The sequence below is a fragment of the Herbaspirillum sp. VT-16-41 genome, assembly GCF_001994935.1.
Lineage (GTDB): Bacteria > Pseudomonadota > Gammaproteobacteria > Burkholderiales > Burkholderiaceae_D > Herbaspirillum > Herbaspirillum frisingense.
Genome location: NZ_MUXB01000163.1, coordinates 19757 through 44209, shown reverse-complemented (window position 1 = coordinate 44209; position 24453 = coordinate 19757). Strand labels below are relative to the sequence as shown.

21 protein-coding genes are annotated in these 24453 nt (G+C 63.2%); 10 read left to right on the top strand and 11 right to left on the bottom strand.

Annotated features, from left to right (window positions below; translation table 11 throughout):
- Positions 1 to 4 precede the first annotated feature (4 nt).
- The 4 genes from BTM36_RS24315 to mfd all read right to left on the bottom strand — a co-directional run bounded on the left by BTM36_RS24315 (position 5) and on the right by mfd (position 6635).
- Entirely contained in the window at positions 5 to 1630 is a 1626-nt protein-coding gene (locus BTM36_RS24315) for a methyl-accepting chemotaxis protein (RefSeq protein WP_077238280.1), read from the bottom strand.
- Positions 1631 to 1863: 233 nt separating this feature from the next.
- Positions 1864 to 2226, bottom strand: a complete 363-nt coding sequence (locus BTM36_RS24310; protein WP_077238279.1) for a hypothetical protein — start codon at positions 2224 to 2226, stop codon at positions 1864 to 1866.
- Positions 2227 to 2264: 38 nt separating this feature from the next.
- Positions 2265 to 3131: a phosphoserine phosphatase SerB gene (gene serB, locus BTM36_RS24305; RefSeq protein WP_077238278.1), complete on the bottom strand. Its 867-nt coding sequence runs from the start codon at positions 3129 to 3131 to the stop codon at positions 2265 to 2267.
- A gap of 66 nt (positions 3132 to 3197) precedes the next feature.
- Positions 3198 to 6635 (bottom strand): transcription-repair coupling factor, encoded by a 3438-nt coding sequence (gene mfd / locus BTM36_RS24300; protein ID WP_006464468.1) that lies wholly within the window; start codon positions 6633 to 6635, stop codon positions 3198 to 3200.
- A 220-nt stretch (positions 6636 to 6855) separates the two neighbouring features.
- Here mfd and ispD point away from each other — a divergent pair, with 220 nt between their 5' ends.
- Complete coding sequence (ispD, locus tag BTM36_RS24295; protein ID WP_077238302.1) at positions 6856 to 7590, top strand: 2-C-methyl-D-erythritol 4-phosphate cytidylyltransferase; 735 nt, start codon at positions 6856 to 6858, stop codon at positions 7588 to 7590.
- Positions 7587 to 8096 (top strand): 2-C-methyl-D-erythritol 2,4-cyclodiphosphate synthase, encoded by a 510-nt coding sequence (ispF, locus tag BTM36_RS24290; protein ID WP_077238277.1) that lies wholly within the window; start codon positions 7587 to 7589, stop codon positions 8094 to 8096. The genes ispD and ispF overlap by 4 nt, the downstream gene beginning before the upstream one ends.
- Before the next feature lie 22 nt (positions 8097 to 8118).
- Here ispF and BTM36_RS28475 read toward each other — a convergent pair whose 3' ends face one another.
- A complete protein-coding gene (locus tag BTM36_RS28475) occupies positions 8119 to 8268 on the bottom strand; it encodes a hypothetical protein (protein WP_168189837.1) in 150 nt (49 codons plus the stop codon).
- A gap of 132 nt (positions 8269 to 8400) precedes the next feature.
- On the opposite strand from BTM36_RS28475, the gene BTM36_RS24285 reads away from it, so the two are divergent.
- The gene (locus tag BTM36_RS24285; RefSeq protein WP_006464465.1) at positions 8401 to 8607 is read left to right on the top strand and encodes a cold-shock protein; all 207 of its coding nucleotides are present in this window, start codon (positions 8401 to 8403) and stop codon (positions 8605 to 8607) included.
- Between the two features lie 184 nt (positions 8608 to 8791).
- Here BTM36_RS24285 and aceB read toward each other — a convergent pair whose 3' ends face one another.
- Positions 8792 to 10378 carry a malate synthase A gene (gene aceB / locus BTM36_RS24280; protein ID WP_077238276.1) on the bottom strand — a complete coding sequence of 529 codons (1587 nt, stop codon included), beginning with the start codon at positions 10376 to 10378 and terminating at the stop codon, positions 8792 to 8794.
- 271 nt (positions 10379 to 10649) lie between these two features.
- Between aceB and BTM36_RS24275 the strand changes: the two genes are divergently transcribed.
- On the top strand, positions 10650 to 11558 hold the full coding sequence (locus BTM36_RS24275) for a LysR family transcriptional regulator (RefSeq protein WP_077238275.1): 909 nt from the start codon (positions 10650 to 10652) through the stop codon (positions 11556 to 11558).
- A gap of 7 nt (positions 11559 to 11565) precedes the next feature.
- Here the strand turns inward: BTM36_RS24275 and speD are convergent, their stop codons facing one another.
- The 3 genes from speD to BTM36_RS24260 form a co-directional block, all read right to left on the bottom strand.
- Complete coding sequence (gene speD, locus BTM36_RS24270; RefSeq protein ID WP_077238274.1) at positions 11566 to 11925, bottom strand: adenosylmethionine decarboxylase; 360 nt, start codon at positions 11923 to 11925, stop codon at positions 11566 to 11568.
- A gap of 5 nt (positions 11926 to 11930) precedes the next feature.
- Positions 11931 to 12842: a DUF4178 domain-containing protein gene (locus tag BTM36_RS24265; RefSeq protein WP_168189836.1), complete on the bottom strand. Its 912-nt coding sequence runs from the start codon at positions 12840 to 12842 to the stop codon at positions 11931 to 11933.
- 264 nt (positions 12843 to 13106) lie between these two features.
- On the bottom strand, positions 13107 to 13493 hold the full coding sequence (locus BTM36_RS24260; RefSeq protein WP_077238272.1) for a DUF350 domain-containing protein: 387 nt from the start codon (positions 13491 to 13493) through the stop codon (positions 13107 to 13109).
- Positions 13494 to 13548: 55 nt separating this feature from the next.
- On the opposite strand from BTM36_RS24260, the gene BTM36_RS24255 reads away from it, so the two are divergent.
- The 5 genes from BTM36_RS24255 to BTM36_RS24235 all read left to right on the top strand — a co-directional run bounded on the left by BTM36_RS24255 (position 13549) and on the right by BTM36_RS24235 (position 19688).
- A complete protein-coding gene (locus BTM36_RS24255; protein ID WP_077238271.1) occupies positions 13549 to 15060 on the top strand; it encodes a polyamine aminopropyltransferase in 1512 nt (503 codons plus the stop codon).
- The gene (locus BTM36_RS24250) at positions 15060 to 16676 is read left to right on the top strand and encodes an FAD-dependent oxidoreductase (RefSeq protein ID WP_077238270.1); all 1617 of its coding nucleotides are present in this window, start codon (positions 15060 to 15062) and stop codon (positions 16674 to 16676) included. The genes BTM36_RS24255 and BTM36_RS24250 overlap by 1 nt, the downstream gene beginning before the upstream one ends.
- 100 nt (positions 16677 to 16776) lie before the next feature.
- Positions 16777 to 17568: a MipA/OmpV family protein gene (locus BTM36_RS24245; protein ID WP_077238269.1), complete on the top strand. Its 792-nt coding sequence runs from the start codon at positions 16777 to 16779 to the stop codon at positions 17566 to 17568.
- A gap of 19 nt (positions 17569 to 17587) precedes the next feature.
- Positions 17588 to 18274 (top strand): response regulator transcription factor, encoded by a 687-nt coding sequence (locus BTM36_RS24240; RefSeq protein WP_039876089.1) that lies wholly within the window; start codon positions 17588 to 17590, stop codon positions 18272 to 18274.
- A complete protein-coding gene (locus tag BTM36_RS24235) occupies positions 18261 to 19688 on the top strand; it encodes an ATP-binding protein (RefSeq protein ID WP_077238268.1) in 1428 nt (475 codons plus the stop codon). Before BTM36_RS24240 ends, BTM36_RS24235 begins: the two co-directional genes overlap by 14 nt.
- Here BTM36_RS24235 and BTM36_RS24230 read toward each other — a convergent pair.
- Complete coding sequence (locus BTM36_RS24230; protein ID WP_077238267.1) at positions 19657 to 21267, bottom strand: methyl-accepting chemotaxis protein; 1611 nt, start codon at positions 21265 to 21267, stop codon at positions 19657 to 19659. The two genes, BTM36_RS24235 and BTM36_RS24230, sit on opposite strands and share 32 nt — an antisense overlap.
- A 205-nt stretch (positions 21268 to 21472) precedes the next feature.
- Positions 21473 to 22879, bottom strand: a complete 1407-nt coding sequence (locus tag BTM36_RS24225) for a PLP-dependent aminotransferase family protein (protein ID WP_077238266.1) — start codon at positions 22877 to 22879, stop codon at positions 21473 to 21475.
- Positions 22880 to 23087: 208 nt separating this feature from the next.
- On the opposite strand from BTM36_RS24225, the gene BTM36_RS24220 reads away from it, so the two are divergent.
- Complete coding sequence (locus tag BTM36_RS24220; protein WP_077238265.1) at positions 23088 to 24398, top strand: hydroxymethylglutaryl-CoA reductase, degradative; 1311 nt, start codon at positions 23088 to 23090, stop codon at positions 24396 to 24398.
- The last annotated feature ends 55 nt before the right edge of the window (positions 24399 to 24453 follow it).

Below are 24453 nucleotides of genomic sequence, written 5' to 3'. Positions count from 1 at the left end.
CGGCTCAGTCCATCACCTTGAAGCGCGAAACCCCATTGCGCAATTCGTTGGAGACCACGTTCAGTTCCTCGATGGCCTGGCCCGACTGCTGCAGCGACTCCACGGTCTGCTGCGCCGCCTCGGACAGTTGCACCAGGGCCTGGTTGATCTGCTCGGCGCTGTTGGCCTGGGCCTGCATGCCTTCATTGACGGTCTGGAAGCGCGGTGCCAACGCCTGCACCTGGGCAATGATCTGCGACAACTGGCTACCGGCGGTCTGCACGTCCTGCATGCCGCGTCGCACCTGGTCGGAGAACTTGTCCATGCCCATCACACCAGCCGCCACAGCGGACTGGATTTCCTTGACCATGACTTCGATGTCGTAGGTCGCCACAGCCGTCTGGTCGGCCAGGCGGCGGATTTCAGTGGCCACGACCGAGAAACCGCGCCCGTGTTCGCCGGCCTTCTCGGCTTCGATGGCGGCGTTCAGCGACAGCAGGTTGGTCTGGTCTGCCACCTTGGTGATGGTGGTGACGACCTGATTGATGTTGCCCGCCTTCTCGTTGAGGATGGCCAGCTTGGCGCTGACCGAACCGGCCGCGTCCATCACGTTCTGCATGGTGTCTTCCATGCGGGTCAGGCCGGCCTGGCCATTGCCGGCCAGCGACGAGGTCTGGTCCGATACCACCGAGACTTCGTTCATGGTGCGCACCAGGTCGCGCGAGGTGGCGTAGATCTCACGCGAGGTGGCGCCGATCTCGGTGGTGGTGGCAGCCGTCTCGGCGGCCGTGGCCTGTTGCTGGCGGGCGGTGGCGGCGATCTCGGTGACCGAGGTGGCCACCCGCGCCGAGGATTTCTGGGCCTGCGAGACCAGTGCGGTCAGTTCATCGGTCATGCGGTCGAAGCCGCTCCCCAAGACGCCGAACTCATCCTTGCGGTTCAAAGCCACACGGCTTGAAAAGTCACCCGAGCGCATCACGTCGAGGATGCGCATGAGTTTCTGCAAGGGCTCATTGATGGCGCGCATCAGGAAGAAGCCGCATACCAGCGCCACCAGCAAGGCCGCCATGAGCGAAGTGAGCATGGCGAACTGGGCCGAGGTGACCGCATCGTTGATGCGGCTGGCGGCATCATCGGCGATACCCTTGTTCACTTCCACCATGCGCTGGGTGAACTGATAACCCAGGCGCCACTGCGGACGGATCTGCTCATTGAACAGTTTGTCGATGGGCGGACGCTGGCTGAAGTCCATCTTCAGCACCTCGCTGACGAGGGCGCGGTATTTCTGGCGGGTTTCCTTGAATTGCTCGAAGAGCTTGCGATCGCCGTCGGCGAAGATGGTCTTTTCGTAGTCTTCCTGCAGGCGGTCCAGCCGCTCGCCGTTGCGGCGCAAGAGGGCCAGATTGGCCTGGCGTTCGGCCTCGCTGGTATCGATCTGGGCGATCTGCTGGGTCATCAGCAGGTTTTCGTACCAGGCAGCATTGATCATGGTGCTGTAGTACAGGCCGGGGGTCGAATCCTGGCGCAGCGCCGTGGCACTCTTCTCGATGCGGCCCAGATTGACCGCGGAAATGCCCGCCATCAAGGCCATCAGCAGCAGGATGAGCCCAAAGCTACCCAGTATGCGTTGCTTGATCGTCCAGTTCTTCATGCGCAGGCTTTCCTTTGGATGGAAACGGCTTTCCTCCCTACTCGCTCGGGCCAGTGCCGGACGAAAGGCAGGAAACCGCATCATGCTGTCTAGTAATAATTCGAGATTATCATTGAAACGTTTCAATATCACTATTATCCCTTGCAGCCGACAGTTTTGCTTCACTGCAATGAAAACGGCGCCCATCGCGGGCGCCGTGGCAGTGATGAGATCAGCCGGAGCGGCCGGCCGGATCACGCCGGCATGGGCTTGTTGTCCTGCAGATCAAGGAAACCCTTGATGAGCCGGTAGGCCTTCCATATCCAGGCCAGGGCGAACACCAGCACCGCCAGCGGGATGCCGATCACGGTCGCCCACAGCACGCCACCGGCGATGAGCCAGAACAGGTACCACCAGAACGAGCGGATCTGCCAGCGATGATGGGTATAAAGGAAGGTATCGCGGACATCGCCGCGCTTGAGGTAATTGACGATCAGCGGCAGGCAAGACAGCATGCCCAGCGAAAACACCAGGCAGGCAGCATGGGCCAGATAAAGCCACCACACCAGGTCGCGGCCCGACTGCGTTTGCGAATCCAATACCAGTTCCTGGTTCATCGTGTCTCCTGAAGTGGGTCGGTTGGCTGGTCCTGGATTCAGGCCAGCAAGTTCAAGATGCCGTCCAGTCCGACGAAATTCAAGCCCACGCTGGCCTGGGCGCGCACCACCGGCTTGGCGCGGAAAGCGACCGACAGGCCCGAGATGCCCATCATGCGCAGGTCATTGGCGCCGTCGCCCATGACGATGGCCTGGGACGGCTCGGCGCCGATCTCGCGGCAGATGCGTTCGACCGTGGCACGCTTTTCATCCGCATTGACGATGCCGCCGACCACCTTGCCGGTCAACTTGCCGTCGGCCACTTCCAGGGTATTGGCGTGAGTGTAATCCAGGCCCAGGCGTTGCTTCATGCGGTCGGTGAAGAAAGTGAAGCCTCCTGAGACCAGCAAGGTCTTCAGGCCGGCCGCCTGCACGGCCTTCAGCATGTGTTCCGCCCCCGGCGAGAGTTGCAGGCGTTCGTCATAGACGCGTTGCAGGGCGCCGGCATCCAGGCCCTTCAATAACGCCACGCGGCGGGTCAGGCTTTCGTTGAATTCGATCTCGCCGCGCATGGCGGCCTCGGTGATCTCGGCCACCTGGGGCTTCAGGCCCTGCATGTCGGCGATCTCGTCGATACATTCGATGGTGATGAGGGTCGAATCCATGTCCATCGCGACCAGGCGGAAATCGGCCAGCTTGCGACCTTCCTCGATGAAGGCGTAGTCCAAATGGGCCTTCAGGCAGGCGCCATCGATGCTGGCCTTGAGCGTATCGCTCAGGCTCACGCCGGCCACACGCCAGGCGTCGGCGTCGGCCACGCGGCTGGGGTCAATGCGTTCGGCGCGACCACCGGCCAGGGCGGCAATGGCGTCGATGTCGGCGGTGGAGACAGCGTGTTGCTTGGGGGCTTGCAGGATCAGGTTCATGTTCTTCGGGTGATGTCGTTGATGCGTGATTCGTTGTAAAAGCGCTGGTGAGCCGGGCTCAGGCGATCAGCCGGTGAGCGCCTTCATGGTGGTCTTGACCTGCTGCACCCGCGCCGCCAGGTCGGGCATGCTGGCGGTGATGCGCAGCTTGTCCGGGCCGTTGAGCTTGACCTGGCGGTTCTTCTGCACCAGTTCGATGATGCGCATGGCATCGATCGGCGGATTGGGGACGAACTGCAGCAAGGCCGCCTCGGAATGGGCATCGATCTTGATGATCCCCAGCGGCTTGGCGGCGATGCGCAGGCGATGCGTTTCGATCAGCGCCTTGGCCGGGTCGGGCAGCTTGCCGAAGCGGTCGATCAGTTCTTCCTGCAGGGCGTCGATGGCGTCGGACTTCTCGCAGTTGGCGAAGCGCTTGTAGAGCGACAGACGCTCGTGCACGTCGCCGCAATAATCATTGGGCAGCAAGGCCGGCGCGTGCAGGTTGATCTCGGTGGTGGTCGAGAGCGGCGCGGCCAGGTCGGGCTCGCGACCATCCTTCAGGGCGCGCACGGCTTCGTTCAGCATGTCGGAATACATCTGGAAACCGATCTCGTGGATCTCGCCCGACTGGTGGTCGCCCAGCACTTCGCCGGCACCACGGATTTCCAGGTCGTGCATGGCCAGGTAGAAGCCGCTGCCCAGTTCCTCCATCTGCTGGATCGCTTCCAGGCGCCGCTGCGCCTGCTTGGTCAGCCCCTGCACGTCTTGCACCAGCAAGTAGGCATAGGCCTGGTGGTGCGAACGGCCGACCCGACCGCGCAACTGGTGCAACTGCGCCAGGCCGAACTTGTCGGCGCGGTGCATGATGATGGTGTTGGCGGTGGGCACGTCAATGCCGGTCTCGATGATGGTGGTGCACAACAGGATGTTGAACCGCTGCGCCACGAAGTCGCGCATCACCTTTTCCAGGTCGCGCTCGTGCATCTGGCCGTGCGCCACGGCGATGCGGGCTTCGGGCAGCAACGCTTCCAGCGCCGCCTTGCGGTTGGCGATGGTCTCCACTTCGTTGTGCAGGAAATAGACCTGGCCGCCCCGCTTCAATTCGCGCAGGCAGGCTTCGCGGATCGTGGATTCGCTCTCGCCCCGCACGAAGGTCTTGATGGCCAGGCGCTTCTGCGGCGCCGTGGCGATGACCGAAAAATCACGCAGCCCTTCCAGCGCCATGCCCAGCGTACGCGGGATGGGGGTGGCGGTGAGCGTCAATACATCGACCTCGGCGCGCAGGGACTTGAGCGCTTCCTTCTGGCGCACGCCGAAGCGGTGTTCCTCGTCGATGATGACCAGGCCCAGGCGCGAGAACTTCACTTCATCCGAGAGCAGCTTGTGGGTGCCGATGACGATGTCGATGGTGCCATCGGCCAGGCCCTTGATGGCTTGTGTGACTTCCTTGCCGGTACGGAAGCGCGACAGTTCGGCGATCTTCACCGGCCAGTTGGCGAAGCGGTCGGCGAAAGTGGTCGCATGCTGTTCGGCCAGCAGCGTGGTCGGTGCCAGGATGGCTACCTGCTTGCCGCCCATCACTGCCACGAAGGCGGCACGCAGGGCGACCTCGGTCTTGCCGAAGCCGACATCGCCGCAGATCAGGCGGTCCATGGGCTTGCCGCCGGTCATGTCCTTGATGACGGCGTTGATGGCGGCGGCCTGGTCAGCCGTTTCCTCGAAACCGAAACTGTCGGCAAAGGCTTCATAGTCATGCGCCGAATACTGGAACGCATGACCCTGCCGCAGCGCCCGGCGGGCGTACAGGTTCAGCAATTCGGCGGCGGTATCGCGCACCTGCTGGGCGGCCTTGCGCTTGGCCTTTTCCCACTGGCCGGAGCCCAGCGCATGCAGCGGCGCATCTTCCGGCGAGGCGCCGGAATAGCGCGAAATGACGTGCAACTGCGAGACCGGCACGTAGAGCTTGGTCTCCTTGGCGTATTCCAGATGCAGGAATTCGGTCTCGCCCTCGCCCAGGTCCATGCTGACCAGGCCCATGTAGCGGCCGATGCCGTGACTGCTGTGGACCACCGGGTCACCGATCTTCAGTTCCGACAGGTCGCGCACCATGTATTCGACATCGGTGGCCGCCTGCTGCTTGCGGCTGCCCACGCGGCGGCCGCTGCCGGCATACAGTTCGGTCTCGGTCAGCAGTGCCAGACCGTCGGCGGTGATGAAGCCGGCCTGCAGCGGCGCTACGCCCAGCATCAGCGGTTCGTCGCTGGCCAGGAAGGCCTCCCAGTCCTCGCACAGCACCGGGTGCAGGTCGTATTCGGCGAAGTATTGCTGCAGGGTTTCGCGCCGGCCATTGGTCTCGGCGCAGATCAGCACGCGTTCGGCACCCTTGAGCAAGAAGCTGCGCAGGTTCACCAGCGGATCATCAGCGCGGCGGTTGACAGCGATATTGGGCAGCGGCGCGGATATCGCCGAGGGGGCATCGTCGGTCTTGAGCACCCAACGGGCATGCGGCTTGAGGAGGGTGAAGAAATCTTCATCATCCAGATAAATGGCCTTGGGCTCCAGCACCGGACGTTCACGGTCGGCATTGAGGAAGGTCCAGCGCGAGCGGGTATCGCTCCAGAAGCGCTTGATGGACTGCTCGATGTCGCCCACGGTGGCGAACATGGCGTTGGCGGGCAGGTACTGGAACAGCGTGGCCGTCTCGTCGAAGAACAGCGGCAGGTAATATTCGATGCCGGCCGAGGCGATGCCGTTGCCGATATCCTTGTAGATGGCCGAGCGCGTGGGATCGCCCTCGAACACTTCGCGCCAACGGTTGCGGAAGGCCAGGCGCGCCGCCTCGTCCATGGGGAATTCGCGGCCCGGCAGCAGGCGCACTTCCGGTACCGGATAGAGCGAGCGCTGGGTGTCAGCATCGAAGGTGCGGATGGTTTCGATGGTGTCGCCGAACAGGTCCAGCCGGTACGGCAGCACCGAACCCATGGGGAAGATGTCGATCAGGCCGCCGCGCACCGAATATTCGCCCGGCGACATCACCTGCCCGACGTGGGTATAGCCGGCCAGGGTGAGCTGGGACTTGAGCTTGGCCTCGTCGAGTTTCTCGCCCTGCTTGAAGAAGAAGGTATAGGCGGCCAGGAACTGCGGTGGCGCCATGCGCAGCAGCGCCGTGGTGGCCGGCACGATCAGCAGGTCGCACTGGCCGGACTGCACTTCATAGAGCGTGGCCAGGCGTTCGGAGACCAGGTCCTGGTGCGGCGAGAAGGCGTCGTAGGGCAGCGTTTCCCAGTCCGGCAGCAGGTGGCAGCGCAGGCGCTGCCCTTCCTTGGGCTGGAACCAGGGGATTTCGGAAAGCAGGCGCTGGGCGTCGGTGGCCCCGGCCACCACCACGGCCAGCATGCGGCCTTCGGCCTTGAGCGCCAGGGCGGCCTGGGCCAGCAGGTAGGCATCGGCCGAACCGTGCACGGCCGGCGGCTGGAAACGGACACCCGTCTTGGGCAGGGATTTTTTCGGATCGAAGGACATTCAGGATCGGGGGATCGGCTTAACTCGACTGGGTTCGGCCTGGTTCGGCCTCATTCGGTTCATTGGACAGGCGCATCAGCAGCGGCCACCGCGCGTGCGGCGCCGCAAAATGCCGGCCGTTTGCAAGGGATTGGCATTAGAATTCAGCCTCTCATTATAAACGATGGTCCCATCCCAGGCCGCCGCCAGGCGGGCCGTGAGCGGGGCCGGTCTGGCCCGCATGAACGCTCCGTCGTCTTCCCCCGCTACCTCGCAACATTACGCGCTGATCCCGGCCGCCGGCGTGGGCGCCCGCATGGGCGCGCAAATTCCCAAGCAATACATGACACTGGCCGGCAAGCCCATGCTGCTGCATGCATTGGAGACCTTTGCCGCGCATCCGCGTATCGACCACAGTTTCGTGGTGGTCAGCCCAGAGGATGGCTGGATCGACGCCCTGCTCCCCCCCGCCCTGCTGGCGCACACCACGGTGCTGCGCGTGGGCGGGGCGACGCGGCAGGACAGTGTCTTCAATGGCTTGCAGGCCATCCGCGCCCAGACCGCCGATGGCGACTGGGTGCTGGTCCACGACGCCGCCCGCCCCGGCCTGGACGCCGTGCTGATCGACCGTCTGCTCGATGCGCTGGCCAATGATGAGGTTGGCGGCCTGCTGGCACTGCCGGTGGTGGATACCCTCAAACGCGGCGATGACCAGTCCCGCTCGCAGGACACCGTGCCGCGCGCCGGCCTGTGGGCGGCGCAGACTCCGCAGATGTTCCGCTACGCCCTGCTGCAGCACGCCCTGGAACAGGCGCGCCAGCAGGACCGTCTGGCCGCCATCACGGATGACGCCAGCGCCATCGAAATGCTGGGCTTGCGCCCGCGCCTGGTCGAAGGCAGCCCCCGTAATCTCAAGGTCACGCTGGCGCAGGACGCCGCGCTGGCCGAATTCTTCCTGAAAGGTCCGCACGCATGAGCACTGCCTTCCCCTTCCGCATCGGCCAGGGTTATGACTGTCACGCCCTGGTCGAAGGCCGCCCGCTGATCCTGGGCGGCGTCACCATCCCCCACAAGAAGGGCCTCTTGGGCCACTCCGACGCTGACGCCCTGCTGCACGCCATCACCGACGCTCTCTTCGGCGCGGCCGCGCTGGGCGACATCGGTCGCCACTTCCCCGATACCGACCCGCAATTCAAGGGCGCCGACTCACGCGTGCTGCTGCGCGAAGCCGGCAAACGCCTGGCAGCGGCTGGCTATGTCGTGGGTAACGTGGATGCCACCATCATCGCCCAGGCCCCCAAGATGGCACCGCATATTCCGGCCATGGTGGTCAATGTCGCGGCCGATCTGGGGATTTCTGAGCAGCAAGTGAACATCAAGGCGAAAACCAACGAAAAAATGGGTTTTTTGGGTCGTGAAGAAGGGATTGCGACTGATGCCGTTGTGCTGATCTACCGCCAAAACGCCGAAAAAGCGCTGTAGGAAACTGCCCGACAGGACAATGTCAGACATTGTCCGACAGCCGGAAAGCCGCACCAGACAAGGGATACAGGGCGACATCCTGCACCATTTGCCAGCATGCAGCGAAATCTAAAGCACCGAAAAAAACCATTAAAACTTTTAATTGAACTTTCGAGCCGAAAATGGCTTGCATTCTCGATTTAATGAGTATAATCGTCGCGTCGTTAGGATTCGAGCTGGTAGTGCGGTTCTTCGCTGTCATTCCTCCCGAGTAACGATAAAGAGCCGGGCGCAAGCCCCAATCAATTAAATTTAGGAGTCCGTAATGGCAACTGGTACCGTCAAGTGGTTCAACGATGCAAAAGGTTTTGGCTTCATCACCCCGGACGAAGGCGGCGAAGATCTGTTCGCTCACTTCTCGGCTATTCAATCGAATGGCTTCAAGTCGCTGAAGGAAAACCAACGCGTTTCCTTCGAAGTGACCACCGGCCCGAAGGGCAAGCAAGCTTCGAACATCGTTCCGGCTGCTTAAGCTTTTCAAGCTAAAAAAAATCCCCGACTCGTCGGGGATTTTTTTCGTCTGTCGCTTTTGCATCTGTCCGGGATATGTCGTACGGACGAGCTGCACATCACCTCGACAGCACCCCGGCCCATGAAAAATCCCCGCCACTCTTGCGAGTGGCGGGGATGTTCATTCTGCCTGAAGCGAATCTGAATCAGATTTCTTCGTACAGCGGCAGCGTCAGGAACTCGGCGAAGGTCTCGGAGGTGGACATCTCTTCGAAGATCTTGGCCGCACGGTCATAGGTAGGACCGTCGCCAGCCACCTGCTTCACCTTGGCCAGCTCTTCCGGGATCATGGCGCGCACCATGTCGGCGCTGACCTTGCGGCCATCTTCCAGATTGCCCTTGGCGCTGCGGATCCACTGCCACACCTGGGCACGGCTGATCTCGGCGGTGGCCGCATCTTCCATCAGGTTATGGATGGGCACGCAACCGTTGCCGGCCAGCCAGGCACCCAGGTAGTGGATGCCGACGTTGATGTTATAGCGCAGGCCGGCTTCGGTGATCGGGGTCTCCGGCTGGAAGTTCAGCAGGTCGGCCGCCTTCACGTCCACATCCGGACGCTGCTTTTCGAACTGGTTGGGCTTGTCGCCCAGCACCGCCACGAATTCCTTCATCGATGCCTCGACCAGGCCCGGGTGCGCAACCCAGCCGCCGTCGTAGCCGTCGGTGGCGTCACGACGCTTGTCGTTGATGATGCCCTGCATGGCCACGGCGTTCTTTTCCGGGTCGTTCTTGATCGGGATCAGCGCGCTCATGCCGCCGATGGCCGGGGCGCCGCGCTTGTGGCAGGTCTTCAGCAACAGCAGGGCATAGGCGCGCATGAAGGGCGACGTCATGGTGACCTTGGCGCGGTCGGCCAGGCAGAAGTCCTTGTCGTTCTTGAACTTCTTGATGCAGGAGAAGATGTAGTCCCAACGGCCGGCGTTCAGGCCGGCGCTATGCTCGCGCAGCTCATAGAGGATTTCTTCCATCTCGAAGGCGGCGGTGATGGTCTCGATCAGCACGGTGGCCTTGATGGTGCCCTGCGGCAGACCGATCTCATTCTGCGCCATGACGAAGATGTCGTTCCACAGACGCGCTTCCAGGTGCGACTCCATCTTGGGCAGGTAGAAGTACGGGCCGGCGCCGCGGGCCAGCTGCTCCTTGGCGTTGTGGAACAGGAACAGGGCGAAATCGAAGATACCGCCGGAAATGCGCTTGCCATCCAGGGTGACGTGCTTTTCATCCAGGTGCCAGCCACGCGGACGCACCACCAGGGTGGCGATCTTGTCGTTGAGCTTGTAGCTCTTGCCGTTGGATTCCAGCGAGATGGTGCGACGGATGGCGTCGGACAGGTTGATCTGGCCGCTGATCTGGTTATCCCAGACCGGCGAGTTGGAATCCTCGAAGTCGGTCATGTAGCTGTCGGCGCCCGAGTTGAAGGCGTTGATGACCATCTTGCGTTCCACCGGACCGGTGATTTCCACGCGCCGGCACTTCAGGGCCTCGGGGATGGGCGCGATCTTCCAGTCGCTGGTGCGGATGGATTCGGTTTCCTTCAGGAAGTCGGGACGCTCGCCAGCGTCCAGGCGCTTGACGCGCTCGGCGCGGGCGGCCAGCAGTTCCTGGCGACGGCCTTCGAAGGCGCGCGAGAGCTTGGCGACCAGCGACAGGGCCTCTAAGGTCAGGACGTTTTCGTAACCCGGCTTGATCTCGCCGGAGATTTCCATGCCGGTGGGCAGCTTCAATTGCGTCATGCTGGACTCCTCAAAAAGAAAAATGGACTAGGTGAGCTTGTTTATCTTGTTTTCATGATTGTGCCTGATGCGCTGTCGCTTTTTGCATCGCATCACGCACTTTATGTACGCAGTATATTTAAACAAAATGCCTATGAGTGGAAGCTTTTATCACTTTATCTTTGCGTTTTAGTCATAAGTGATCAGATAATCCGCAGGTAGTGATGATGCGGCCTGTGCCACTCCCGGCGCGGCTTTGCCCCCCGATTCCAGCCTCTTCCCAGGGACCCGCATGGACCAGTTCAAGCAGATTTCGACCTTTGCCGAGGTCGCCACCCGTGGCAGCCTCTCGGCCGCCGCCCGCGCCGAGGGCATCGCCCCGGCCATGATAGGCCGCCGGCTGGACGCGCTGGAAGAGCGCCTGGGCGTGAAACTGCTGCAGCGGACCACCCGCAAGATCGTCCTCACCAATGAAGGTGCCGCCTTCCTGGAAGACTGCCAGCGCATCCTGGCCGACCTGGAAGATGCGGAATCAGCCGTCTCCGAACGCAGCGCCCGCGCCAGCGGGCAATTGCTGATCTCGGCCCCGGCCGGATTTGGACGCCAGCACGTGGCGCCTCTGGTCCCCTCCTTCCTGGCCGAGCACCGCGACGTCACGCTCACGCTGAACCTGAACGATCGCATTGCCGACGTCATCGGTGAAGGAATAGACGTCGCCATCCGCATCGCCACCCTGACCGACTCCAACCTGGTGAGCGTGAAGCTGGCGGAAAACCACCGCGTCATCGTCGCTGCACCCTCCTACCTGCGCCGCCATGGCACGCCGCAGACCCCCGATGAGCTGGTGCGCCACAATTGCCTGGCCATGAGCAGCGAAGGCAGCCAGCGCGGCTGGACCCTGAAGCAATCGGGGAAGGTCAGCATCTACAAGGTCGGCGGCAACATGGTCTGCAATGACGGTGAGGTGTTACACAACTGGGCGCTGGCCGGCCGTGGATTGGCCTGGCGTTCGATGTGGGAAGTCGGCGCCGCCATCGAGGCCGGGGAACTGGTCACGGTGCTGGACAAATTCGCCGCTCCGGCCCCCTCCATCTACGCCGTGTTCGCACAGCGACGCCACCTGCCCTTGCGTATCCGCGCTTTCGTGGATTTCCTGCGGCATGCATATGCCCAGCCGGATTACTGGAAACAGGCGACATGAAGAAGCCTCAGGCCTGGCGCGCGCGACGCTCCACCAGTTGCCGCCCGACCTGCCGGGGTTGCAGGCCGGAGACGATCACCTCCAGCGCACGCTCCACCTGCGCGGCACCGCACAGGAAGATATCGAGAGCGGCAAACTGTTCCTCGGGCCAGGTATGGATGGACAAATGGGATTCGGCCAACAGCAGTACCCCGGTCACCCCCTGCCCCGGCCCGAAGTGATGGAAGTGTGCCTGTAGCACCGTCGCTCCGGCGGCGGCGGCGGCCTCCCGCAGCAGGGCTTCGACCAGCGCGGGCCGGGTCAAGCTCGCTGCCGCCACGCCATCGAGATCGGCCAGCAGATGGCGACCTTGGGCGGGACACACCATCGGCCTCACTTATGCCCCCCCGCACCGCCCCAGACGCCGCTGCCGCGGGACGACCAGGTGCTGCCGCCTGAATGGCTGCGCTCGTAGCTTTCTTCATCCCCCTTGTTGTAGAAGAGCGCAACGAATATGACAACGATCGCATACATCGCATACCCTTGGTGCAGCGCCTTCTGCTCGCTCAATGCGTACGCAGGAACGTACAACATGACCAGGGTAAGTACGAAGCCTACCGCCTGACCGAAATGCCAGACGAAATCGTCCGTGGCGATGAAGAAGCCAAGCACGATCAGATAAAACACGACCATGCAGTGAGCGAAAGCAAGTGTTCCAAGCTGCTCGTCACTGTCACCTGCCGAGTTTGCCGAGTTTGCCGAGTTTGCCGACTCTGCCGAGCCCACGTGCTTGCGAACGATCTCCGTGGGACGGACTGCGGCCTGGCCGAGCCACGCCTCGACCTCCTGGGTGGGAAGCCGGCTACCGCGGTACAGTGACGGCTTGCGGCCCGATGAGTACTCCACCATGGCCACCTGGTCGCCGGCCCGCAACTCCGTCATTTTCGCTTGTCGATGCGCGTATTGCGGTTGGGACCATTCACCTTCACCACCGACACATCTGAGGCTGCGCAGATCGCTGACCGCGTACTTGCCATCGAGCATTTCCACCTCGGACTGACGACCGAGATGTGCAAAAGGAAGCAGGCGCTGCGCATGCTCCACCTCGCGAGTCAACGCATACTGGCCATTGCGGTGGCTGAGGCACCACTGGCACCGGTCATTCCCCCTTCGCAAAAACCATTGATTCCACAATGCGCCATCTGTATCCCATTGCAAATGGCCTACGACGGCCATCGGCTGGCCCTCGAAGTCAGCGATGGCGCCAAGACGGAGCACGCCGGGGCCGCCCTGCACGGGCGGCATGCCCCCTTTTTCGGTGGCCCGACGATGTCTATGGATCAGGGTACGGCAATGACCACATACGGCCATCACCGAAGCGAGGTGGTGGAATTGAAGGGATGTCCCGCATGTCGGGCAGAGTTTTGTCTGCATAAGGAAATGTCGATCAGCGTCCCGTCCGGCCCCTCCTCACGACCGGACAGTGAGCGCTCTCATAAAGTCGATAAAACGCCTCTGGATGAAGCAAAAGAATTCATCAGATGCTTTCCTGAAGTAGCATTTCGCGCCTCAGGAAATGCAGGCGGCATTGATGGCACCAATACACAGGGCAATGCATCCCATCAGGCCACCGAAGGCTGCATTGTCGGATTCGATGTGCTCGCGTGAAATGCGCAGCCCGCGTGTGGTCACCAGATAAGCCAGCAACTGCACCATCAAGGCGCCAGCAGCCCAGCCGAAGAACTCCTGATAACCACTGGTATGCAGCAGCGAGGACGCGACCGTGAGCGAGAAGCCGCCCATGGCACCACCCAGCGACATGGCGGCTGCCCGGTTGCCCCGGCGGATCAGCTCGACTTCATCGTAGGGCGTGACCCACGTATAGACCTTGAAAAACACCGCCAGCAATACGGCGGCCAGCAACAGATGGATCACGTAGTTGAGGATGGGCGGCAAGTCTGGCCTCGCTGGTGGTCATGGAAAGCGCGCATCTTAAGTCAAAGAAAATGACATGACCAACAGAATTCTTGTGTTGTCGATCTTCGTTGTAGCCTCGTGCGGATTAGCTTACGAACTGATCGCCGGTGCGCTGTCCAGCTACCTGCTCGGCGATTCGGTGCTGCAATTTTCCACCATCATCGGCAGCTATCTTTTCGCCATGGGCGTGGGTGCGCATTTTTCCAAATACATCCGCGACGAAGATGTGCTGGCGCGTTTTGTCGACATCGAAATCATGGTGGGCCTGATCGGCGGCATGTCGGCGGCGCTGCTGTTCCTCTGCTTCTCCTGGTCGGCCGCACCCTTTCGCGTGTTGCTCTACACGGTGGTATTCCTGATCGGTGTGCTGGTCGGCATGGAAGTGCCGCTGGTGATGCGGCTTCTACACGGCCGTCAGAGCGTCTTTCGCGAGCTGGTCAGTACCGTGCTCAGCTTCGATTACCTGGGCGCGCTGGCCGTGTCGTTGCTGTTCCCGTTGGTGTTGGCGCCGCAGCTGGGGCTCACACGCACCGGTTTCCTGTTCGGGATGGGCAATGTGGCTGTGGGACTGTGGACCATTCACGTGTTCCGAGCCGAACTGCAGCAGATGCACCGCCAGTTGCTCCGGGCCTGTCTGGTGCTGATCGTGCTGGCGGCCGGTTTTGCCGCTTCCGACCGTCTGGTGCGCTGGGGCGAACAGGGGATGTACGGCGATGAAGTGATCTACTCCACCAGCACGCCCTATCAACGTCTGGTAGTCACGCGCTGGAAAGATGATCTGCGGCTCTACATCAACGGTAATCTGCAGTTCTCCTCGCGTGACGAGTACCGATACCACGAGGCACTGGTGCATCCTGCGCTGGCCACGCAGCCATGGGCCCAATCCGTGCTGGTGCTGGGAGGCGGTGACGGATTGGCGCTGCGGGAGATCCTGCGCTATCCCCATGTGCGCCACGTGACGCTGGTCGACCTCGACCCGGCGATGACACAGGCATTCCGACGTCGCCCCGAACTGGTGGCCCTGAACCAGGGCGCACTATCCGATCCACGGGTGCAGGTCATCAATACCGATGCAGCCATCTGGCTGCAAGCCAATACCCGCATGTTCGACCTCGCCATCGTCGACTTCCCCGACCCGTCCAGCTTTGCGCTGGGCAAGCTGTTTTCCATTCCCTTCTACAGCCTGCTCAAAAAACATGTGTCGGCCAACGGCCTGATCGTGGTGCAGGCGACGTCGCCCTACTTCGCGCCGCACGCCTACTGGTCCATCGACGCCACCTTGCGCGAAGCCGGCTGGAAAACCTATCCCTATCATCTCTACGTACCTTCATTCGGCGAATGGGGATTCATCCTGGCTTCGACGCAACGTGACTATTCGCCACCGGCTTCCTACGCCGCCCCGATGCGCTACCTGAATGCGCAGACCACCGCCGAAATGTTCCGCTTCCCGCCGGACATGCAGCCCCTGGAGATGGAGCCGAACCGCCTCAACACCCAGTCGCTGGTGCGTTACTTCGAGCAAGACTGGCATCGGGTGGTGCGCTGATGAAGCGGCGCAGCTTCCTGCGCACGGCAGGCATCGCCGGTGCGGCGGCCGGCATCGGCGGCACCTGCTGGAAATGGCACGAGATACAACCCGGCATACATGCGCCCGGCCGTCAGGAAGGCCATTTCCTGCGAGACCTGGGTAGCCATCCGGATCGATTGCCGCCGGTCACGCACACGCTGCAGACCGATGTGGCCATTCTCGGCTCCGGCATCGGCGGTCTGACGGCAGCGTGGAAACTGGAACGCTCAGGGCATCACGACTTCCTCGTCATCGACGGTCCCGAGGCCGACGGCAATGCCGCCGGCGCGCGCTACGGTGAGTATGCCTGCCCCACCGGCGCGCACTACCTGCCGTTGCCATCGCAGGAGTGCATGCATGTACGCGAAATTCTGGCCGACCTCGGCATCCTCCTGCGCGATGCCCAGGCCGAGCGTCCCTATTACGATGAGCGCTTCCTGCTGCATGCGCCCGAAGAACGACTCCTGGTCAACGGCCACTGGCACGAAGGCCTGTTGCCGCCCCTGCAGGCTGGCGAACAGGCGCAACTGGAGCGCTTCAACATGCAGATGGAACACCTGCGTCACTACCACGACGCCCAGGGTCGGCGGCCCTTCATGCTGCCGTCGACACTGGCCTCGGAGGAGCCTCAATGGCAGGCCCTGGATCGCATGACCATGAAACAGTGGCTGGATCAGGAGGGGTATGCGTCGCCGGCCCTGCACTGGCTAGCCAACTATGGCTGCCGGGACGACTACGGTGCACGTTACGATCAGGTCTCCGCCTGGGCCGGCCTGCATTACTTCTGTAGCCGTATCGGCCAGGCCAGCAACGCCGGCAGTGGCGCCTGGCTGACCTGGCCGGACGGCTTGCAGACGCTGGCGACCGGCCTGGCGCGCAAGCTCGGCCAGCGCCGCCAGGCCGGTACGGTGCTGCGCCTGGAGCAGACCGCGCAAGGAATCGAGGCCTTGTGCGTGGTCATCAGGCAAGGCATACCGAGCTGCATGCGGCTGCGCGCCCGCAAGGCTGTCTGTGCCATGCCCTTGTACGTTGCGGCGCGGGTCGTGCCATCGATCCGGACACTGGGCTTTGCGCCGACCACCGACCTGGCAGCGCGGGCGCCGTGGCTGGTCGCCAACTGCCTGCTCAAGCGGTTTCCACGCGAATTGCCCGAGGCGCCGCTCTCCTGGGATAACGTGGTGTACCGCGAACCGGGCCTTGGTTATGTGGTCTCCACGCATCAGGACATACGACAAGCTCCGCCCGCCCAAACGGTATTGACCAGCTATGTCGCTCTGAGCCACCTGCGTCCACAGGACGCCAGGCGCTGGATGGAGCAGGCCAGCCCGCAGCACCTGCTGGAGCTGGCACTGGCCGACCTGCAGGCGGCCTACGGACGGGGTTTCAATGCCGATGTCGAGCGCGTGGATATCACCTTGCGCGCTCACGCGATGGCTATTCCCGCTCCCGGCCAGCGCAGCAATGCCGGCGTACGACGCCTGCGCGAGGCCGACGGCAAGATCCTCTTTGCCCATAGCGATCTCTCGGGCTTCTCCCTGTTCGAAGAAGCCAGCTGGTGGGGCTACCAGGCCGCGCTGAAGGCAATGCGGCGCTAGGCGTTACCCGTTGTGACAGGTAAGTGTGCGGTAAGACTGTCTGCGGGATGATGCCGGCGTCGCATCCCCCTTGACGTCTTTCCCCTCCCCTGGAGTCCCCATGTCGATCCGCTTCTCTCCGCGCACGCCCCTGGCCTGCGCCGCGCTACTGATGTTGCCCCTCCTGGCCCACGGCCAGCAATCCGCCACCACCGAGCCCGTTGCCGACAGCAGCTCCAACAACAGCCAATGGGCGCTGGGTGCCGGCGTGGGCGTAGAACGCAGTCCTTATGCCGGCTACGGCAATCGCACTCGGGCGCTGCCCCTGCTTATGTACAATGGCCCCCGGTTCCGCTTGCTCGGCACCACGGCCGACCTAAAGCTGGGTGCCGTCGGTCCGGTCGGCTTCTCTCTGCGCGCGCAGTATGCCGATGAAGGCTATGAAGGCAGCGATGCGCCCATCCTGAATGGCATGGAAAAGCGCAAGGGTGGTTTCTGGCTGGGCGGTGCCGCCCTGTGGCGCAACCCATATGCCGACCTGTCCCTGGAATGGCTGGCCGATGCATCCGGCAATAGCCATGGGCAGACCGTCAAGCTGCGCGCAGAGCACCGTTTCAAGAGCGGCCGCTTTACGCTGGTACCCTACCTGGGAGTGAACTGGATGAGCAGCGACTATGTGGACTATTACTTCGGCGTACGCAGCAACGAGGTCCGGGCCGGTCGCGCCTTCTACCAGGGCAGCTCGACCGCCAACCTGGTGGGTGGCCTGCGCACCGACTGGCAGATGACATCCTCGCAGTCGCTGTTCCTCGACCTGCGCGTGACCCGCTTCGGCAGCAGCATCACCGACAGCCCGCTGGTCGATCGCAGCAGCGCTGCCGGGGTGCGCGCCGGTTATCTCTACCACTTCTGACGGGGTCCATTCCTTCATGATGAATCGCATCGCCCTGCTGGAAGACCATGAACGCATGGCCGCGCTGGTCAGCCGGGCGCTGGCGACGGCAGGCATCGAGACCGATGTCTACGGCACGCTGTCCCAGGCCACCACCGGCCTGGCACAGATCCGCTATCCGGCCCTGGTGCTGGATCGCAACCTGCCCGATGGCGACGGCCTGCAACTGGTACGCCAGTTGCGCGCCCGCCGCATCGATACCCCCTGCCTCATGCTGACCGCGCGCGACGCCCTGCACGACCGTATCGACGGGCTAGAGGCCGGCGCGGATGATTACCTCCCCAAACCCTTTTCGATGGAAGAACTGGTGGCCCGCGTGCGCGCCCTGATGCGACGCGCACCGCAGCAGCAGAGCCTGGCGCCGGAACACGGTGACCTGCGCATCGACCCGATGGAAAGCCGCATGGTCTGCGCAGCGGAGTCAATTTCCCTGTCCTCGGCCGAGCTGCAACTGATGCTGGTGTTGGTCCGCGCAGCGGGCGCCACGGCGCGCCGCACCGCGCTGGAGGCTGCCGCCTGGGGCATTGCCGAGCCTGTCACACCCAATGCGCTGGACGTGGCCTTGCATCGCCTGCGGCGCAAGCTGGCCGGGATCGATTCCTGCGTGCAGATCGTCAACCAGCGCGGATTGGGCTACGCCCTGAAAATGCCTCATGAAGACACCTGAAACCACCGACCTGGCCGGCGCCACCGCCGCCCCCTCCCGGGCTTGCTGCCATCGCAGCCTGGCCCTGCACCTGCAGTTGGTCACTGCGCTGGTGCTCACGGTTACCGGTGCCGTGATCATCGGTGTCATCACGCTGATGCTGCGCTGGGGGCCGGACCTGCTGACCGACATGTCGTTGAAGAACAATGCCAGCCAGGTCATCAAGGGCCTGCAGTTCGACCAGAACGACCGCCCCTACCGCACCGCCATCAACGACAAGGACGACGCCGCCTACGAAATCCTCAAGGCCGATAGCGTCTATCGCATCCTGGATGAGCAGGGCCGCGTTCTGCTGGCCTCGGATGGCATCACCCAGCCCTATGCCGAGCCGGGCAATCCCTTCACACCCGCGCCAGCCCGACTGAAACTGCGTGTCGATGGTCGCACCCTGCATGTACTCACCCGGCAGTTCGAACATGGCGGCCGCAACTACTACGTCCAGGTCATGCGCAGCGAGCGCCTGCTACGCATCATCCAGGATGACAAGGGGCAGCGCCTGACCTGGATGATCATCGTCGGCGCCATTGTCTGCGCGCTGCTGTTTTCCATCGTCGTGGCGGTGACCCTGCATCATCTGCTCAAGCCCTTGCGCCGGGCCGCCAATGCGGCGGCCACCATCGACATCGACAATCTGTCGGCGCGCCTGTCGGTACAAGACGTACCCCGCGAGATCACGCCGCTGTTCCACTCGGTGAACCTGGCACTGGATCGACTGGAGCAGGGCTACCGCCAGCAGCGCGATTTCCTGGCCACTGCGGCCCATGAACTGAAGACACCACTGACCCTCATGCGCGGCCAGGTCGAACTGGGCGACGTCGCCGACGGCGAAATGCTGCTGCAGGATATCGATCGCATGGCGCGCCAGGTACAGCAACTGCTGACCCTGGCCGAAGCCAGCGAACGCCATAACTACAGCATGCAGCAGACCTCACCGCAGGCTGCCTGGACGCAGGCCGCCAGCCAGCTGGAGCGGCTGGCGCAGCAGATGGCGGTGAAGGTGGTGATCGGGCCGGCCGACAGTGCGCCGCCATCCATGATCCTGGCCGATCCGGGTGCGCTGGGGGTGCTGTGCAAGAACCTGCTGGAGAATGCCCTGCATCACAGCCCGCCGGGCGGGACCGTGACGTTGCATGCCAACGCCCGACGGCTGTCGGTGCGTGACGAGGGACCGGGCATCGCGGAGGACGCCCTGCCCCACCTGTTCGAGCGCTTCTGGCGCGGGCCACATCGACGTGACCAGGGGGCGGGGCTGGGATTATCCATCTGCGCCGAGATTGCCCAGGCGCATGGCTGGGAAATCACGGCAGGCAACGGCCCACGCGGGGCCGTCTTCGAAGTGCGATTCAACCCGGCAGCGTCGGCCCGGTCGGCGTGACGTCGATCTCGCGTCGCACCACCGGTTCGCCCTCGCTGAGGCGGAACACGCTGACCATCTGCATCAACTGACCGGCCTGGTTCTGCATGGACGCAGCGGCAGCGGCCGCTTCTTCCACCAGCGCGGCGTTCTGCTGGGTGACCTGATCCATCTGGGTGATGGCCAGGTTGATCTGCTCGATGCCGCTGGTCTGCTCGGCGCTGGCGGCACTGATCTCGGCCACGATATCGGTCACGCGGCGCACGCTGCTGACCACTTCCTGCATGGTATTGCCGGCCTGTTCAACCAGACGGCTGCCGTCATCGACCTTCTCCACCGAGTCGTTGATCAGTTCCTTGATTTCCTTGGCGGCCGAGGCCGAACGCTGGGCCAGGGAACGCACTTCCGAGGCCACCACCGCAAAGCCCCGTCCCTGTTCACCCGCACGCGCCGCTTCCACGGCGGCGTTCAGGGCCAGGATATTGGTCTGGAAGGCGATGCCGTCGATCACGCTGATGATTTCCACGATCTTGCGCGAGGAGGCGTTGATGGCGCCCATGGTGTCGACCACCTGGTTGACCACGCCCCCGCCCTGCTCGGCCACGGCCGAGGCGGAATGCGCCAGCTGGCTGGCCTGGCGGGCGTTGTCGGCGTTCTGGCGCACGGTGGAAATGAGTTCTTCCATGGCCGAGGCGGTTTCTTCGAGCGAACTGGCCTGCTGTTCGGTGCGCGAGGACAGGTCCAGGTTGCCGGCAGCGATCTCGGAGGAGGCGGTGCTGATGGTGTCGGTACCGGTGCGTACGTTGGTGACGATGCCGCGCAGGCTGTCGTTCATGTCCCGCAGGGATTGCAGCAACTGGCCGGTTTCGTCACGCGTACTGACCTGAACCTGGGCCGAGAGGTCGCCTTCGGCCACCTTGCGCGAGACGGTCACGGCCGTATGCAGCGGCTTGGTGATGCCCAGCGTCAGGTAGCGTGCCAGTACGATGCCCAGCAACAGGATCAGGCCTTCCAGCACCAGGATCAGTACCCGGCTCTGGGCGGCGATATCGTCGATTTCCTTGGCGGTGTCATCGATATCCTTGCGCTGCAGATCGACCATGTCGCGCATCAATTGCTGGTACAGGGCAGCGGCCGGCACGAAGGTCTTGTCCAGCAACTGCATGGCCTCATCCACCTTGCCCTCGGCCTTGAGCTTGACGATCTGGTCGCGCGAGGACAGGTAGATCTTGCGTTGCTCGCCGATCTTCTGGAACAGCTCCTTTTCGCGAGGGGTCACCAGCAGCTTCTCTACCGCCTTCTGGTATTCGGTGGAACTACGGGTCGATTCGGCCGCCTCGGCGGCGAAATAGGGTCCCAACGACGGGTCGCTGCTCTTGGCAATGGCCAGCGTGCGGCGAATGCCGGACGAGAGATTGGTGTACCAGTCCCCCATGATCCGCTCGGTCTTGAGTGGATCGCTCATCATTTCACGGGTCGCGGAGGAGACCTGCTCCAGTCGCCACAGGCTCATCCCCGCCACCACGACGGAAAAAGCCAGGATGATGGCAAAGCCGAGCGTAAGGCGTTTGCCAATATTCATATTGCCTAAGATGTTCATTTGAGATCCGTCCCGAGTGAAGCACCTGACAGGTACTCCCCCATTAGTTAGCATGCTTTCATTATTCTTTTGACCACGGCAACCCCGATTGCCGCTGCCTTGCACTATGGCACGGGGGATCAGGCTGGACAAGAAAGCAAAGGGCAGAACACATGGACAATGCGGCCTCACTTCCCACGGGCGGGCCAGGAGGATCAAAAACGCCTCAACCGCCGGGAATGGCGCCGGAAGTCGTCATCATTTCCGCCATCGCCGACGCGAAACGGGGATCGGACAACAAGCCGACATTGAAGCGCGACCAGGGTACATCCTGCTCGGGATCCACATGGAAAATGCTGCCCGGCGCCAACACGATATGGCGCGCCATCAAGCCCTGGGCCAATTGCCTGGCATCCGGGAATGCCGGAAACCTAGCCCACAAGTACATGGATTGCTGCGGCGCGCAGAACAATTGCGCACCCAGTTGCTGCAACTGGTGGCAGGCGGCTTCGGTGGCCTGGGTCAGGCGATCGCGCAGACGCGCAGTGTGGCGGCTGAAGTGGCCGTCGGAGAGGATCACGTCCAGGGTTCGTTCGCAATATTCTGAACTGCTCATGTGGACCAGCATCTTGATGTCGGCCAGATCGCTGGCCAAGTCACGATGGCAGGCAATGAAGCCCACCCGCAAGGCCGCCGAGACCGACTTGGAAAAGCTGCCGATGTAGAGCGTGCGGCGCAACTGGTCCAGTGTCGCGATACGGGGCGCGGTGGCCGGCTTGAAGTCGGCGAAGGCATCGTTCTCGACGATCAGGGCATCGTAGCGGTCAGCCAGTTGCAGGATCTTGTGGGCCTTGTGGGGCGAGGTGTCCGAGGCGGTCGGATTGTGCGCCAGCGACTGCGTGAAGAACAGCGGCGGCTTGCCCGGCAGCTTAAGTTCGCGCTCAAGTGCATCCACGTCCGGCCCGTCCGGCAGGCGCGGAATGCCGACGATGCGCGCCCCCGAGAGCTTGAGCTTGCCATAGAGCATGTAGTAGCCCGGCTCGTCGACCAGTACGCGATCACCAGGACGCACGAAGTTGCGGATCACGATATCCAGCGCCTGGTTGGCACCGTGGGTCAGGACGATCTGGCCGGTGCCCGCATCGATGCCGTGCTGCGCCAGTTTCTGTACCAGATGCTGGCGCAACGGCAGGTAGCCGAAACGGCTGCCATAGCCGAACAGCGCGCCCATGCCGGTGCGCACCACCTTCTGATGGAACTTGTCCAGCCGCACGTCGTGCAGCCATTCCACCGGTGGAAAACCGTCGCCCAGACGCAAATGGCCGGGGTCGTGCTTCAACTGCTCGCGCATGAGCCAGACCACGTCCATGGCGCGGCTCAGGCTGCCCTCCTCTTCTTCCTTCGGGCGCGGCGGTGTCACGCAGACGAAGAAACCAGAACCGCGCCTGGGCTCCACCACGCCCTGGGCCGTCAGTTCATCGAAGACGTTGACGATGGTGTTCTTGGCGCAGCCGTGCCGCGCCGCCATCTCGCGAATCGACGGTAGCCGGCTGCCGGGTGGGTGCAGGCCTTCGGCAATCTGGCGGCGGATCAACTGGACCAGCGTGCTGGTGAGGGTGGGTGCGTCAGCCATGGCAATGGGTCTCCGGCGGGCCCGTGGATGGAAAAATATGAAGATTCTTGCTGCAATGCAAAGGGATTGTCTTGGGTACAGTTCACTTGCTGTTGGTCGCAACTGTACCCATGCGCAATGGTACACGCTTGCTATCCTGCCTGCGCGGTCCGGGGAAGACTTCCTTGCCAGGGCCGACGATACCAACGACAACCAGTGAGACAAACGCATGCGCAATGACACCCACCCGGGTGCGGCCCCGGATTCCCGCCTGCCCGGCTTCCGCTCCCTTGCTCCCGCCGAGCGCCTGGCCGAGGTGAGCCGGCTGGCCCACCTGGATGAAGCCGAGCAAGCCCTGCTGGGGCAGCCCGGCGGCCTGCCGCTGACGACCGCCAACGGCATGATCGAAAACGTGGTCGGCACCTTCCAGCTGCCGCTGGGCGTGGCCGGCTACTTCCAGCTGAACGGCCGCGACGTGCTGGTGCCCATGGCCGTGGAAGAACCTTCGGTGGTGGCCGCCGCCTCCTTCATGGCCAAGCTGGTACGCGCCTGTGGCGGCTTCCAGACCTCCAGCAGCACGCCACTGATGCGGGCGCAGATCCAGCTGATCGGCGTGGGCGACCCGCACGGGGCGCGGCTGGCCATCCTCAAGGAACGCCAGGCCATCATCGACATCGCCAACAGTCGCGACCAGCTGCTCAATCAGCTGGGGGGCGGTTGCCGTGACATCGAGGTGCATGTCTTCCCGGATACCCGCCGCGGCGCCATGGTGGTGACCCACCTGATCGTGGATGTGCGCGATGCGATGGGCGCCAACACCGTCAATACCATGGCCGAGGCAGTGGCCGGCCATATCGAGCAGATCACCGGCGGCCGCGTGCGGCTGCGCATCCTCTCCAACCTGGCCGACCTGCGTCTGGCGCGGGCGCGGGTGAAAGTGTCGGCCAAGGTGCTGGCCACCGACCAATACAGTGGCGAGGAAGTCATCAACGGCATCGTGGACGCCTATGAATTCGCCGCCGTCGATCCTTACCGGGCGGCTACCCACAACAAGGGCATCATGAACGGCATCGACCCGGTGATCGTGGCCACCGGCAACGACTGGCGGGCGGTGGAAGCCGGTGCCCATGCCTATGCCTGCCGCCAGGGACGCTACACTTCGCTGACCCATTGGGAAATCGCCGCCGACGGCGACCTGGTGGGCACGCTGGAAATCCCCATGCCGGTGGGCCTGGTGGGGGGTGCCACCAAGACCCATCCGGCGGCCCGTGCAGCGCTGAAGATCCTGCGCGTGCAAAGCGCCCAGGAACTGGCCGAAGTCGCCGTGGCCGTGGGCCTGGCGCAGAACATGGCGGCCCTGCGCGCGCTGGCCACCGAAGGCATACAGCGCGGCCACATGGCGCTGCATGCCCGCAACATCGCACTGGCGGCCGGTGCCGAACCGGCGGAAATGGACTGGCTGGTGCAGCAGATGGTCGCCAGCCATGACGTGCGGGTGGACTATGCCCGCCAGTTGCTGGCGCAACGTCGCCAGGGCTGACGGGCAGTACGGTAATCACGAACCACGAGCCGCTACCAGGCGGCCGATAAAAACG